General features: G+C 65.6%; 15 protein-coding genes, 1 tRNA gene and 1 pseudogene. 4 read left to right on the top strand and 13 right to left on the bottom strand.

All coding sequences use genetic code 11. From position 1 onward, the window contains the following. Window positions 1–52 precede the first annotated feature (52 nt). The 4 genes and pseudogenes from J2853_RS48035 to J2853_RS34725 all read right to left on the bottom strand — a co-directional run. Window positions 53–268 (bottom strand): annotated as a pseudogene (locus tag J2853_RS48035) (helix-turn-helix domain-containing protein); the annotation flags it as partial. Between the two features lie 202 nt (window positions 269–470). After that, window positions 471–716: a hypothetical protein gene (locus J2853_RS34715; RefSeq protein WP_307564928.1), complete on the bottom strand. Its 246-nt coding sequence runs from the start codon at window positions 714–716 to the stop codon at window positions 471–473. Beyond that, window positions 717–1,049, bottom strand: coding sequence for a DUF6247 family protein (locus J2853_RS34720; protein WP_307564930.1), 333 nt, complete (start codon window positions 1,047–1,049; stop codon window positions 717–719). Window positions 1,050–1,446: 397 nt separating this feature from the next. Continuing rightward, a complete protein-coding gene (locus tag J2853_RS34725) occupies window positions 1,447–2,514 on the bottom strand; it encodes an alpha/beta fold hydrolase (RefSeq protein WP_307564932.1) in 1,068 nt (355 codons plus the stop codon). A 111-nt stretch (window positions 2,515–2,625) separates the two neighbouring features. On the opposite strand from J2853_RS34725, the gene J2853_RS34730 reads away from it, so the two are divergent. Next, a complete protein-coding gene (locus J2853_RS34730; RefSeq protein ID WP_307564933.1) occupies window positions 2,626–3,396 on the top strand; it encodes a TetR/AcrR family transcriptional regulator in 771 nt (256 codons plus the stop codon). Window positions 3,397–3,964: 568 nt separating this feature from the next. On the opposite strand, the gene J2853_RS34735 is transcribed toward J2853_RS34730, so the two are convergent. The 9 genes from J2853_RS34735 to J2853_RS34775 form a co-directional block, all read right to left on the bottom strand. After that, complete coding sequence (locus J2853_RS34735; protein ID WP_307564934.1) at window positions 3,965–4,399, bottom strand: HepT-like ribonuclease domain-containing protein; 435 nt, start codon at window positions 4,397–4,399, stop codon at window positions 3,965–3,967. Next, window positions 4,389–4,685 (bottom strand): nucleotidyltransferase family protein, encoded by a 297-nt coding sequence (locus J2853_RS34740; protein WP_307564935.1) that lies wholly within the window; start codon window positions 4,683–4,685, stop codon window positions 4,389–4,391. The genes J2853_RS34735 and J2853_RS34740 overlap by 11 nt, the downstream gene beginning before the upstream one ends. Before the next feature lie 193 nt (window positions 4,686–4,878). Continuing rightward, window positions 4,879–5,442, bottom strand: a complete 564-nt coding sequence (locus J2853_RS34745; RefSeq protein ID WP_307564936.1) for a GNAT family N-acetyltransferase — start codon at window positions 5,440–5,442, stop codon at window positions 4,879–4,881. Window positions 5,443–5,708: 266 nt separating this feature from the next. Further along, complete coding sequence (locus J2853_RS34750; RefSeq protein ID WP_307564937.1) at window positions 5,709–6,962, bottom strand: IS110 family RNA-guided transposase; 1,254 nt, start codon at window positions 6,960–6,962, stop codon at window positions 5,709–5,711. 492 nt (window positions 6,963–7,454) lie between these two features. After that, window positions 7,455–7,527: transfer RNA gene (locus J2853_RS34755), tRNA-Ala, on the bottom strand. Between the two features lie 251 nt (window positions 7,528–7,778). Continuing rightward, window positions 7,779–7,910, bottom strand: coding sequence for a hypothetical protein (locus tag J2853_RS34760; RefSeq protein ID WP_307564938.1), 132 nt, complete (start codon window positions 7,908–7,910; stop codon window positions 7,779–7,781). A gap of 65 nt (window positions 7,911–7,975) precedes the next feature. Continuing rightward, the gene (locus tag J2853_RS34765) at window positions 7,976–8,716 is read right to left on the bottom strand and encodes an HAD-IA family hydrolase (protein WP_307564939.1); all 741 of its coding nucleotides are present in this window, start codon (window positions 8,714–8,716) and stop codon (window positions 7,976–7,978) included. A 29-nt stretch (window positions 8,717–8,745) separates the two neighbouring features. Continuing rightward, the gene (locus tag J2853_RS34770; protein ID WP_307564940.1) at window positions 8,746–8,865 is read right to left on the bottom strand and encodes a DLW-39 family protein; all 120 of its coding nucleotides are present in this window, start codon (window positions 8,863–8,865) and stop codon (window positions 8,746–8,748) included. Between the two features lie 507 nt (window positions 8,866–9,372). Further along, window positions 9,373–9,657, bottom strand: a complete 285-nt coding sequence (locus J2853_RS34775) for a GNAT family N-acetyltransferase (RefSeq protein WP_307564941.1) — start codon at window positions 9,655–9,657, stop codon at window positions 9,373–9,375. A gap of 422 nt (window positions 9,658–10,079) precedes the next feature. Here J2853_RS34775 and J2853_RS34780 point away from each other — a divergent pair, with 422 nt between their 5' ends. The 3 genes from J2853_RS34780 (at window position 10,080) to J2853_RS34790 (ending at window position 12,066) form a co-directional block, all read left to right on the top strand. Then, window positions 10,080–10,478 carry an STAS domain-containing protein gene (locus J2853_RS34780; RefSeq protein ID WP_307564942.1) on the top strand — a complete coding sequence of 133 codons (399 nt, stop codon included), beginning with the start codon at window positions 10,080–10,082 and terminating at the stop codon, window positions 10,476–10,478. A 345-nt stretch (window positions 10,479–10,823) separates the two neighbouring features. Beyond that, entirely contained in the window at window positions 10,824–11,219 is a 396-nt protein-coding gene (locus tag J2853_RS34785) for an STAS domain-containing protein (protein WP_307564943.1), read from the top strand. A gap of 295 nt (window positions 11,220–11,514) precedes the next feature. Next, window positions 11,515–12,066 (top strand): ATP-binding protein, encoded by a 552-nt coding sequence (locus J2853_RS34790; RefSeq protein ID WP_307564944.1) that lies wholly within the window; start codon window positions 11,515–11,517, stop codon window positions 12,064–12,066. Window positions 12,067–12,152 lie beyond the last annotated feature (86 nt).

Below are 12,152 nucleotides of genomic sequence, written 5' to 3' on the forward strand. Positions count from 1 at the left end.
TACCACTCTTGCGCATCGCCCCGCCGTACCCCTTGGAGACCAAAGCTTCACGCCCGCCTACCTCCAGTGCCCGAAGCCACCGATGGGCCGACATCCGTGACACCCGGAACTCGGCCACCATCTGCGCGTCACTGGCGCCCTCGGCGAACCGGTCCGCCGCCCGCATCCGTACCTGCTCGCGGCGTAATCGCCGCTGCGCGGTCAGCCCGCCGCCATCGGGATGCCTCACGCCCCGGGCGTAATACCCAGCGACGGACTGCCGGCTCACGCAGGGGTGAGGTCATCTGACCCTCGCCTTTGAAGGTCTCCAGTGCTGTGACCGGGAATGATCACCGGGTCGCGTATGGCCGTCGGAGCCGGTTCAGCGGCAGCTCCGGCACGTTGACGTTGCTGTACTTCGCTGCTGTACGCCTCCCGAATTCCTCCCAGCAGCACGAAGCCCAGGCGCACCACCGTCGTACTACGCAGGATCATGGCCACTCAACACGGACGAGGTACACCTCACGTCGCTCGTCCAGGACCACGTATGTCGCGAGCCCTCGCTCGCCGAACGCGTGAGTAAGCATATTGGCCTTGGGGTTGGCCGGGTTGTACGGCTGACCGCTCCACGGCGCGACTTCCAGCAGGGTGAGCAGTTCGGCGAGTGGACGCAACGCTTCCACAGGGATCGCCGCGATCTGCTCTTCGGCGAGAGCGTCGAGTGTGATCCGGTACACCTACAGGTCGACCCCGCGAGCGCCGAGAACCTCACGCCACGGCCTTCCCGGGGAGACCGGTTCACCGGCAAGGACCTGCTCGGCTCTGGCATGCATTCGGCGACGTCCCTCTGGGTCCCGCACCGAGTCACACGCGGAGATCCACCAGCGGTGCACAAAGGCGTTCAGCGCACCGAGGTCCAAACTCACTCGAACCTCATCGAGCACTGCCTTGAGCCCCGCGTCGAACGCTTCGCGGTCCTGCGGCACGACCAGGACGGAGCGGATGGCCCGCAGGCTCTTCTCAGGCATCGGTGAGCCAGGGGGCACGAAGTCCTGCGGCTGTGCGGTCATGCTGGAATCTCCTCTCCCTGCTCATAGAGCCTACAGACTTCCGATGGGACGGCTCGGGAATCCAGTCACGCGAACACGCGAAAATGAAGTGATGTGCTGCGGCGTAACACCTGGCTGCGCAGTCGGGGGCGAGCCGTAGATGAAGCCCTCACCCTTGAGGGTCACGCACACTGCGGCTGCGGCTGGAGCGACCGAAAGGCGGCGGTGCGGCCTCCTTCGTCACAGCCAGATCGCCGTCACGATGAACATCTACAGCGAGGTCTCCTCGAAGGAGACACGCAAGGCCCTTCAGCGGCTGGGGATCAACCGCACTCGTAGCTGATGGCTGAGGCCATGGCCCGGGACTCCTGAGCTGCGACGACCCGCCGCTGGGAGCCCGGCGTCCTTCCCGCTCCGCTCACAAGCTGATCAGCTCCCTGGTGATCAACGGGCGAACCTTGGTGAGCATCAGGTCGAGGAAGCGATCGGGGTGGCGGAGGGCCGCGAAGTGGCTCGCGTCCTCGATGAGCGCGAAGTCCTTGACCGGGGCGGTGACGTCGTCGAAGAACCGCCTGGCCGACTCGGACGGGGTGAACACGTCATGCTCACCCTGGAAGACGAAGAACGGGATCTGGAACACGGTGCCCTCGGCCCACTCGTCGATCGTGGTGGATTCGGGTGCGACGCGCTCGGAGAAGGTCTGGCCCTGCATGTAGGTGCGCAGTTCGCGCAGGGTGTGCAGGGGCGAGGACCACAGCGAGCTGACTACCACGGTCTTCATGGTGTTGAAGGTCAGCAGGTCGGAGGTGATGAGGAGCTTGTTGTAGTGCGACCACTGCTTGAGGTCCCAGGCGGACTTGTCGGTGCCCATGGCGGTGAGGGCGGTCAGTTCCTTGTACTTGCCCGTCTTGTCGAGCCGGTCGGCCAGCGCGTGGTAGGCCGTGTGGTCGCGGCCGCCGGCGTTGATGTTCTGGTCGGTGCCCACGTAGGCGGAGTACAGCTCGGGGTGGCTGCGGGCCAGGCGCAACCCGAGGAAGGAGCCGAAGGAGTTGGCGACCAGGAGGACCTTCTCAACGGCGAGCCGGGCGCGGACGTGCTGGGTGACCTCGACGGCGTCGCGGTGCAGCCGTTTGAGGCTCATCTCGCCCTGCCCGTCCTGGCCGGTGCGCCCGAAGGTCTTGCCTGCGCCGCGCATGTCCCAGCGCACGATCGTGAAGTGCCGCTCCCAGTCGCGGGTGCGCGGAGCGAAGACGAGGTTGGAGGCGCCGGGGCCGCCGTGGATCTCCAGGATCACCGGGTTGCACAGGTCATCGCCGCGGATCGAGATCCACTGGTCGATGCCGCCGATGCGGACGAAGCCGGACTCGTCGATGCCGTTCGGGGTGGTGATGCGCAGCCGCTTGGCGTGGGCGGCGCGTTTGAGTTGCCGGTGGCCCAGCAGTCCGGCGGCGGGCGCGGCGGCGGCGGCAATGATGGTGCCGAGCATCTGTTTGCTCCTTAAACTGTTTATACGTTAAATGGTGAGATTTAAGGTATATACAGTTAGCGGAGGGTGTCAACCGCTCCCCGCACGACAGCTACCGACGCAAGGACCGCCATGGCCAGAACCACCCGCAAGAACAACAAGGCCGACGGCACCAAGGAGAAGGCGCGCGACCTGCGCACGAGCGTCGCGCTGCTGTGGGGCGAGCAGGAGCAGCCCACCCGCGGCCCCAAACCCAGCCTCACCCCCCACCTCATCGCCGAGACCGCGGTGGCCCTCGCCGACGCCGAAGGCCTGGAGGCCGCCTCGATGACCAAGGTCGCCGCCGAGTTCGGCGTCTCGGCGATGGCCCTGTACCGCTACGTGCCCGGGAAGGCCGAACTCGTCGAGCTGATGGTCGAAGCCGTCCTGGCCGAGCGGCCCGACCTGTCTGCCGCGGGCCCCGGCTGGCGGTCCCGGACCACCGAATGGGCCCACCGGCTGTGGGCCGTCTACCAGGCTCATCCATGGCTACTCGTGGCCACCGCGATGCGCCGTCAGGTCATGGGCCCGGCCCAACTCGGCTGGCTGGACGCAGCGCTCGCCGCCCTGAAGCCGACCGGCCTGACGGCCGCCCAGCGTCACCAGGTCTTCCTCTTGATCATCGGGCAGGTGCGCAACCTCAGTCAGCAACAGGCCGACTTCGACGCCGACCACGACCGCGAATGGGGCCGCCTGACCGGCGAGCTACTCGACCGCCACACCGACCGCTTCCCAGCCCTGACCGACGCCATTGCCGAGGGCATGTTCGCCCCGGCGGCAATCGACCCTCTCGACTTCGGCCTTGACCGCGTCCTCGACGGCGTCCAGCTGCTCATCGACCGCACTGAGGGAATTTCATCCTGAAAAACCCGTCATGTCTTGGTGTGCATCCGGGTCATCCATTCTCTTCATGTGCGCCCACATGCCCTCGACCGGGTTGCGCTCCGGGCGCAAGCAGGCAGGTGGAAGATGGTCAGCCACGGTCGTGCGTCGATTAGCCGCCACATGCCGACCGACCCGTCTGGCATTTTTGTCCATTGTCGCCTGTAATTCGAAGATGTTCCTAGCCTGCTCGGGCGCCGACAGCGCTCCCCGGATCAGGGGGTCCACACGCGTGTGGCCGATGCAGCATGAGCAGCTCTCGCTGCCCCAAGCGAGCAGGGCGCGAAACAGCACAGCGACAGGCTGGACTTGTGCTGCACGACTCCCAAGTCGCCCCCAGCAGCACGAAGCCCAGGCCGAGCGGCGCTCTGATCTGGGCTGATGGTGGTGGAGCCTAGGAGATTCGAACTCCTGACATCCTGCTTGCAAACGGGAGCCGGTCACCACTTGGGAGGCTCTTCGCCGTGCTCAGGCGTGTGATACCGGATGGCAGGGAGAGATGATGTGTGGTCCCGTTGCTGTACTTCACTGCTGTACGCAGAGAGATCAGCTAAAGATCCGAAGCAGTTGGGGGCTCCTCGTTCACCTCGCCTGGAGGGCCGGCGGCGATGCGAGCCTCCTCTTGCTCCAGGCGTTTGAAGAGGTCCGGATAGGCATGCTGAAGCAGATCTCGTACTTGCCGCTCCAACTCGGGAACATTGACCGTGGCGGCGCTGTGCACAATCTTCCAGTCGACGCTGAAGTATCGGTGGACCACGTTGTTGCGCAGCCCTCTGATCAGCTTCCACGGAATCTCAGGGGTGGAAGCTCGGGTCTCCTCCGAGATTCCTCCGACGGCCTCGCCGATGATGGACAGTTGCCATATGACCGCATCGCGGCGCATCGAGTCATCAGCCCATGCCTCGGGTGAGACACCTTCGAGGTAGGAGGCGATCTTCCTGGCGGCTTCCACGATGTCCACCAGATACAGGCCCTCACGCTGCATACAACACCTGGGCATCCTTGAGGACCTGATCGCGGATGACCCAGTGGAGACCTTCCTTGGAAACCACATCGACCTTGCGTCCGAGCAGGTCTTCCAGCTCCTCCTGGAAACCGAAGAACTCAATCCCGATGTTGTTGCCTGGCTTTAACACATAGAGGAGATCGATGTCGCTCTCAGCGTCATCCTCGCCACGGGCAACTGAGCCGAAAACGTCCAACTCGGCAATGCCGTACTTCTCGCACAGCCCGGCCAACTGCGTGTAGACGGATGTGAAATCAACGCTCATGAAACCTCCAGGCTTCTATGCTGTCACCTCGATCGCGTCGCCGTACGGTTCGGCCTCATCTTGTGGCCCTGGTCTGCTCGGCTTGTCCCGGGTCGATGGTGGTCGGGATGATCAGTCTTCCACCTTAGCCACTTACGGACCTCAACCCCGGCGCGGCGATCATCCCGGGGCCGGACTGCCCCGCCGTAGGCCACTAGGACACAAGCCGATCGGCAGTGGAACGGTTGTCGGCAAGGATTCGAACGACGTCAGGACCCCATGTGTACTCGACGACGGGTAGTTCGAATCCTGCGGGGAAGCGTTCCATGAACTCTTTGGTGGGATGGCCGCCGAGACGCCGGTAGAAGGTGATCGCGGCGGCGTTATCGCGCAACACCTCCAGATGGACCGTCTTGCCAGGGTGTTGCTCGGAGGCCCAGCCAAAAACGTGGTACATGAGTTGGCTGCCGATGCCGGACTGCTTACGCTCCGGCTGGACGTGCAGGTTGTCGAGCAAGATGCGCCCGTCGGTTCCGACGGCGAGATAGGCAAACCCCAGGAGGGCGTTGCCATCGGCGGCAACGAGCAAGCAGCGAGTGTGATCCGGTTCCGAGGCGACGGTGGCGAGCCGGGTGCTCCACATTGCCTTGCGCTCGTCGAGCAGGGGCCCCTTCAAGTAGCTGGCGGGCATGATCCCGGCATAGGCAGTCAGCCAGCTACGGGTGTGGAGCTCTGCGATGTGCTCGGCATCGTCTTTGGTGCCGGATCTGATGTGCATGGCATAGAGGCTGACATAGTCGCTGATAGACCCGTTAATCGCCAGGAGCGCCTTCTTGGGAACCAGGTGTTCAATTGGAGCAGAGCGGCTTGCGTCGATCCGAAGTATCTGTAACGGGCCACATAGCGGTCGGCAGAGGGGGCGACCTAGCGACGGGGTGCCGCTGGAGTCGGTGGGTGACGTTGGAATGGCGGGGCCGCGCTACGGCGATGGCCCCGCGGCGCCCGCGCCGTGACCGGCCCCCAGACATCCCATGCGCTTAGATGTCAAGCTGCGGTCTCAGATGTCTTCTTCGTTTTCTGCCGGGGTTCGCTTCCCGTGCGATGTGCCCAGGCGGTTGCTTCGTTGTATTTGGTGCCTGTTTTCAGGCATCCGTGGAGGATTCCCACCAGCCGGTTGGCGAGTTGGCGCAGAGCCGCGTGATGAGCTACCTCGCGGGCTCGCAGCTCGTCGTAGTAGGCGCGGGCGCCAGGTGAGGCGCTCAATGCGGCGAATGCCTGAGCGCCCAGGGCATCAATGAGCCGGTCGTTGTGCACAAAGCGTGCCAGCACCACTTTCTTCTTGCCCGAAGCCCTGGTGATCGGGCTGGTACCGGCATAGTTCCTGCGGGATTTGGCGTTGTCGTAGCGGTTGGGGTCGTCGCCGAACTCACCCAGCACCCGGGCACCGAGGAGGTGTGCCAGGCCGGGTTGGCTGAGGTAGATCTCAGCGTCCGGGTGCCGGCCAAAATGCGCCTCAACCTGACCTTCCATGACCTTGATCTGCTCGTTCAAGGTAGCCAGGATCGCTGCTTGAGCGCGTACCGAGGCGGCGTATGCGGCGCTGACGACCTCAGACTGGCCCAGATGAGGCGCCTGCAGAGCCACCTGAATCGCCGAGGCCTTGTCGGCCACGTGACGCCGCCGGGCTCGCCGGAGCGCCGCGCTGATCTGCTCAAGGGTCAGTTCGGCCGCCGAAGCCGGATCTGGTGCCATTGCCAGCAACTCCAACGTGTCGGCCCTGGTCAGATCATCGAAGGCGGCCAGAGCCGCGGGGAAGTACTCGCGCAACGCATGGCGTAGCCGCTGCACGTGACGGGTGCGCTCCCAGACCAGCGTCTTATGCGCCCGGGCCACCACCTTGATCACCTCCCCCTGAGGAGTATCACCGGCGATCACCCGATGCTGATGCCGATCGGTTCGCACCATGTCGGCCAGGGTGCGCGCGTCCGCGGCATCGCTCTTGGCCCCCGACACGCTGTGCCGCTCGCGGTAACGTGCCACCGACAACGGATTCACCGCATACACCTGGTAGCCCGCCGCGATCAACGCCTGCACCCACGGACCTCGATCGGTCTCAATGCCGATCACCACCTGATCGGCCGCGGCGCCCTCGGTCACATGTCGGCCGATCAGCTCATGCAGTTTCGCGATCCCGGCAACGCCCTCCTCCATCCGCGCCTTGCCCAGCCGTCGTCCCGTCTCATCTTGCAGCTCGATGTCATGGTGTTCCTCGGCCCAGTCATCTCCAACGAACAGCACCTCAGTTCCTCCCAGCCATTGACGGCAACCTCGTTCAGCAGCTCGCGGGAGAACTATCAGCAACCTAATGATCTAGTGCTCAAGGCCGACTGCCTGGCACGACATCCCATCAGCGATCAACTCTCCCGACCACCGACAGGGGCACGATCTGGGGGTAGAACTCCCCGAAAGGGTTCCGGCCGCACGAGTGCTCACCTGTCGACGGCTACCGTTACCGAGTCTGCCCGAAGCTCGAAGCTGACCCGGTAGCTCTCATTAGGCCGCAGCGCGGTGCGGGGACGCCGGCGTGGGGCGTACGGCGGCGCGGCGCGCCGCCGCTTGACCGACGAGCGGCAGCGGGAGGGACCCGGAAACTTGACGATCTCGCCCGTGGGGCCCTGGCGAAGGGATCGGGCACGCAACGGGCACGGGAGCGGAAGAAGCCCAAATGAAGATCAAAACCTAGGTTACGACAACATGTCTGACCTGGGCTTTTTCGTGTCCGAGAAGGAGTGGAGCCTAGGAGATTCGAACTCCTGACATCCTGCTTGCAAAGCAGGCGCTCTGCCAACTGAGCTAAGGCCCCGAGATCAAGTCGTTGGCCTGGGGCGATGCCCCACACGACCTGCTTCAGTCGTACACCGTAGCAACAGGACCCACCTCTACGCCACTCAAGACCCGCTGCTCGGCGCCCCAGGGCCCGGACCTCGGCCGGACGGACCCTTTTCCCATCCTCTTCGATTGGTTTGCCGCGATTCGATGGCGTGGATGGGTTCGGCATCGCTGATCGCGGATCCCGTCGGTACGGGTATCCCCGTCCCGTCCGGCGCATGGATGTCAGTCTGCACAGAGGTCGGCGATGACGTGGAAACGCTCCCGGGCCACGGGAGTGCGCAGCGGCCCGGGGAGGGCGAACGGGACTTCGGGCAAGGACGCGGGATCGACGGGCTTACCGGAGTCGGACGTCACGCGGCGTCATCCTGACGCCTCATACGCGTCACACCCCGGACGTGACACCGGGGAATGAAGCGGCCTCAGCCGGCGGAGGCGCCCACGGGTGTTTCCACGTGCACACCGCCCAGCAGGAGCGAGGGAAGATCCGCGATGGAGTCCAGGATGTGAGTGGCACCGCCCTTGAGGAGGCGTTCCTTGCTGTGGACTCCGGTCATGATCCCGGCGACCACCGACGCGCCGGAACGGCGTCCGCAGAGCATGTCACTCTCGGAGTCACCGGCCACCGCGACGTGACGGACGTCCTCGATGCCGAGGCGCAGAACCGCGGTGAGAACCATGTCGGGCATGGGGCGGCCTCGGCCCGCGTCTTCCGGGCACAGGGCGAGATCGACCTTGTCGGACCAGCTCAGGGCGCTCAGCACCCGACTGAGCGTGACCCGGCTGAAGCCGGTGATGAGGCAGACCTTGACGCCGCCGCCGCGAAGCTTCTCCAGCGTCTCGACGACGCCGGGCATGGGGACCAGGCCCGCGCGTCCGATGGCGCCCTCGTAGGAGCGCTCGAAAGTCAGATTGGCCGCCTGCGCCTGGGCCTCGTTGTCCGGGAAGATGCCCCGGAACACCTCGATCTTGGGGCAGCCCCGGGACCGGTGCACATGCACCATGGCACGTGCGTACGCACCGGTCCCGGGCACGATGCCCTGCGTGGCGATCGCCTCGGCGAACGCCCGTTCGACCATGGCGATATCACCGATCGTGGTGCCTGCCAGATCCAGACAGGCGAGCCTGATGGGGGCTATTTCCCCATCGTGAGCAAGGACCATAAAAGCACCCAAATCGGTAGCCGCGTTGATCAGTTCTCGCTACCGGTGGCCTCAGTCCACAGGTCAAGCTCGGCGCGGTGAGTCTGCACCCTGCGCCAGACCAGCAGCCCCCCGAGGGCGACGAGCGTCAGAACGAGCAACTTCTTCACGGTGTGACCCCACTTCTCGACGGTCTCACCTGCCGGGGTGAGACAACGCCCGGTTCCAACGGTTCCCTGCAGCCTAGCAAGGGACCGGGCCATGATCCGATCCGCGCGACGAGCCGACATGGCCAATCTCCGCCAACCGGCTGATTGTCATCATCATGCCGTACGGATCGCGCCCAGATGCTCACGACCGCCGCGAGTCCGGCCTCGAAACCGTTCTCGTTCTCAAGATAACCCCAGTATCGGGCCGCTCCGCCCCCGCGGGGGGCGCCGATCGACGAGCGTCAACGGCCACCCGTATCCCGGCGCCGCCGCGACCAGCCCGTTCGTCGCCCCGGGCCGACCACGCGGGACGCCAAATGGGTCAGACCCGGTCGGTATCAGTCATGGAAACGGCTGAGGCGGCTCTCGTCAGGCCCGCCTTCAAGGCCGGGTCAGAGCGTCGCGTCTCGATTCACGATCCCCCCCGAGCCGGCCGATCCCCTCGCCGGGAGGAAGAACGGAGATCCGTCAGCGGCCTTCGACGAGGTCGGCGTAGTCAGGGTGGCGCTCGATCCAGCCCTTCACGAACCAGCAGCTCGGCACGACCTTCGCCCCCTCCGCGCGGGCCGCGTCCAGCGCCGCGCGGACGAGCTCACCGCCCACCCCTTTGCCCTCGAACTCCGGGTCGACCTCGGTGTGGGGGTAGACGATGACGGTGCCGCGGCGGATGAGATCCAGCCGTCCCGCGTGCTTGCCGTCCACCTCCGCCTCGAAGAAATCGCCGCCGGGGGAGAGCGTGACGTCGATCTGCATGGGGCCTCCTTGATCGAGCCGCCGGGCGGCGACACCTCGATCAGCCGATCCCCCGCGGGATTCATTCCCATGGGCCCCGGCGTCCGGGGACGAGCCGCGGGGAGACTCACCGGCAGGGGGCGCGATGTGGGGAAACTCACCGGTGGGGGGACGCGACGTGGGAGAACTCGTCGGCCGGCGCCGAGGTGATCACGGAAGAACCCGCCGGCGCCGAGGTGTGGGAGAAAGCGTGTCGCTTGTCGCTTCCAGATCACTCTTTACGGGAACATGAAGAACATCGGGTGACGTAGCACACGGACGGCGGCCTGTCAGAAGCCGCCGCCGCGTTGGATGATGAGGCCAGGTTCCGATGTCGGCATCGGTACGTCGTGGCGATCATCCGGCAGGGCCACATCGGCCGGGCAGCAGGGTGACTGGGTTCCATGCGCGCCGAGAAGGTGATCGCGGTGGTCGATGGGGTCGGCAACGGTTCGCTACGCATTTTTTTCACCGGGCCGTCGGCCGGTGTGCGCTGTGAGGGGGACATCGACGCCACGACCCGCCCCGTCCTGGTCCGGGCACTGGCCGTGGTCGCGGAGCAGACCAGCGGTGACCTGTACGCCGACCTCGGTGACGTGGGCTTCATCGACGTGGGCGGTCTGCGGGTGCTGATCGAGACGACGTCCGGTCTGGCCGGTGATCGAAGGCTCATCGTCAGTTTCCTGAAGCCGCATACCCTGCGAATCATCGACATGTGCGGCTGGACGGATCTTCTCATGACAGGTGTGAGCAGCGCGTCATCTGGTAGGAGAACGATCGACCACTCCTCAGAGGTAACGTGAAAACCTCCGGACAGGGATTTGGGTGATCGTAAGCTGAGCGTCATCACACCGGCGCCGATCCGCGGCCGCGTGAGCGGACCGAGCGGGACAAGCAGCGCCCGGGGCGGCACGCGGATTCATCGCGGCACGCTCAAGAGTCCTTCGCCTCCTCCCGACATGCTCAGGTGCCCGTCACCCCCTCCCCGCACACGCGACCGCCGCCGTCCCCGCCACGAGCGGCCGGCGTCGAGTCGGCCGACCCCGAAACAGCCGTGATCGGACGGGTGCTCATCGTCTTTGGTCCGGGCCCATCCGATAGCACCTCTGTACCGGCTCCTGCCCTCAACCATTTGTAGAGGTACACCTGTGAGCGCTGCCGTCCTTGTGACCACCGTGTCCGACGTCCCCATGGAAAAGACCACCCCGGGGTGGGAGAACGTGTCCCTCCTGGCCCTGGCCGGCGAACTCGACTACACCAACGCCGAGCGGCTCCAGCATGACCTTCAGGAGGCGATCGGACCGGAGCCTCGCGATCTCGTCCTGGATCTGACCGAGCTGAGCTTCTGCGATTCCACCGGAATCCAGGTCTTCCTCGCCATTCGCAAGATCACTTTGGACCGTGGTGGCAACATCGCCCTGACCGGCCTGCAACCCCGCCTGCAGAAGCTTTTCCACCTGACCGGACTCGCTCCCGTCTTCGGCATCCAGCCCACCGTCACCGACGCCGTCGAGGCTTTCCGCACCCGCCAGTCATCATCGTGAGACCCGCCGGTTCTCACCGTGGACGTCGTGCGTGACCTGACCTCACGGATGACGGACGGCGCCTCACGAATAAGCGCAAGATTTCAGGACCGTTCGTCTCTCTCCCTCCCCGCTCAGCCCCCGAAGCTCACCGCGAACGCCACCGAATGAATATCCGGTGGCCTGGGTCGTCGTAAGTTGGCATCGAGCGGGCAGGTGTCTAGCATCGTGTAACTCGTCAGCAACGCCCTGATTCTGGAGCGAGTCGGCTCGCCCCCCGGTGACGGCCAGACAAGGCGACGTCAAGGGGGGTGTCGTGACCGGCGACCACGGCCAGCAGTGGCCGATCGACGAGGATCTCACCGCTCTGCGCGAGCGTCTCCTCCAACGCGCGACTCAGGCCGGCATCCGGGGCGAACGGCTGGACGATCTGCTTCTCGCCGTCAACGAGGCGGTCATCAACGTCCTGGAACACGGTGGCGGCGCCGGCACGCTGAGCATCTCGCAGGACGAGACCTACCTGACCGTGGATGTCACCGACGCCGCAGGCCATCTGGCCTCCCGGCACATCCCCCGGCAGCGTCCCACGGGCACCGTACGAGGTTTCGGCCTGTGGTTGATGAGCCAGCTGTGCGACGAGTTCACCATCCAGCAGATCGCGGGGAGGTCCCGCGTTCGCCTGCGGATGCTCCTGCACCGCTCCTCGACCGGTGCCGCACCGCACGACTCCGTGCGGGACGGCCCCGATCAGAGCGAGTCATGGGCCCGCTCCGAGGCCCGGTCATCGTCGGCGAACGACGCGGGCGCTCACGCGGACCTCGACCGTCACGGCGGGACGGCCCCTTCACCCCGGCGGCGTCACGAGTGAGGCGACCGCGGCGCACGGGGACTGTGGGGCCGGAGTGTCTCCCGGAGCGGCGGGCGAAGTCCTCCTGATCACCTCGATCGGAGGCC

Origin of the sequence: Streptosporangium lutulentum (assembly GCF_030811455.1) — a bacterium.
Lineage (GTDB): Bacteria > Actinomycetota > Actinomycetes > Streptosporangiales > Streptosporangiaceae > Streptosporangium > Streptosporangium lutulentum.

What these genes read in the sequence shown, in the direction of transcription:
- J2853_RS34725 (WP_307564932.1), bottom strand. Translation starts at nt 2,514, where the DNA reads ATGCTCGGCACCATCATTGCCGCCGCCGCCGCGCCCGCCGCCGGACTG.
- J2853_RS34740 (WP_307564935.1), bottom strand. Translation starts at nt 4,685, where the DNA reads ATGAGCGTTGATTTCACATCCGTCTACACGCAGTTGGCCGGGCTGTGC.
- J2853_RS34765 (WP_307564939.1), bottom strand. Translation starts at nt 8,716, where the DNA reads ATGGTCCTTGCTCACGATGGGGAAATAGCCCCCATCAGGCTCGCCTGT.
- J2853_RS34735 (WP_307564934.1), bottom strand. Translation starts at nt 4,399, where the DNA reads ATGCAGCGTGAGGGCCTGTATCTGGTGGACATCGTGGAAGCCGCCAGG.
- J2853_RS34730 (WP_307564933.1), top strand. Translation starts at nt 2,626, where the DNA reads ATGGCCAGAACCACCCGCAAGAACAACAAGGCCGACGGCACCAAGGAG.
- J2853_RS34780 (WP_307564942.1), top strand. Translation starts at nt 10,080, where the DNA reads ATGCGCGCCGAGAAGGTGATCGCGGTGGTCGATGGGGTCGGCAACGGT.
- J2853_RS34775 (WP_307564941.1), bottom strand. Translation starts at nt 9,657, where the DNA reads ATGCAGATCGACGTCACGCTCTCCCCCGGCGGCGATTTCTTCGAGGCG.
- J2853_RS34745 (WP_307564936.1), bottom strand. Translation starts at nt 5,442, where the DNA reads ATGCACATCAGATCCGGCACCAAAGACGATGCCGAGCACATCGCAGAG.
- J2853_RS34720 (WP_307564930.1), bottom strand. Translation starts at nt 1,049, where the DNA reads ATGACCGCACAGCCGCAGGACTTCGTGCCCCCTGGCTCACCGATGCCT.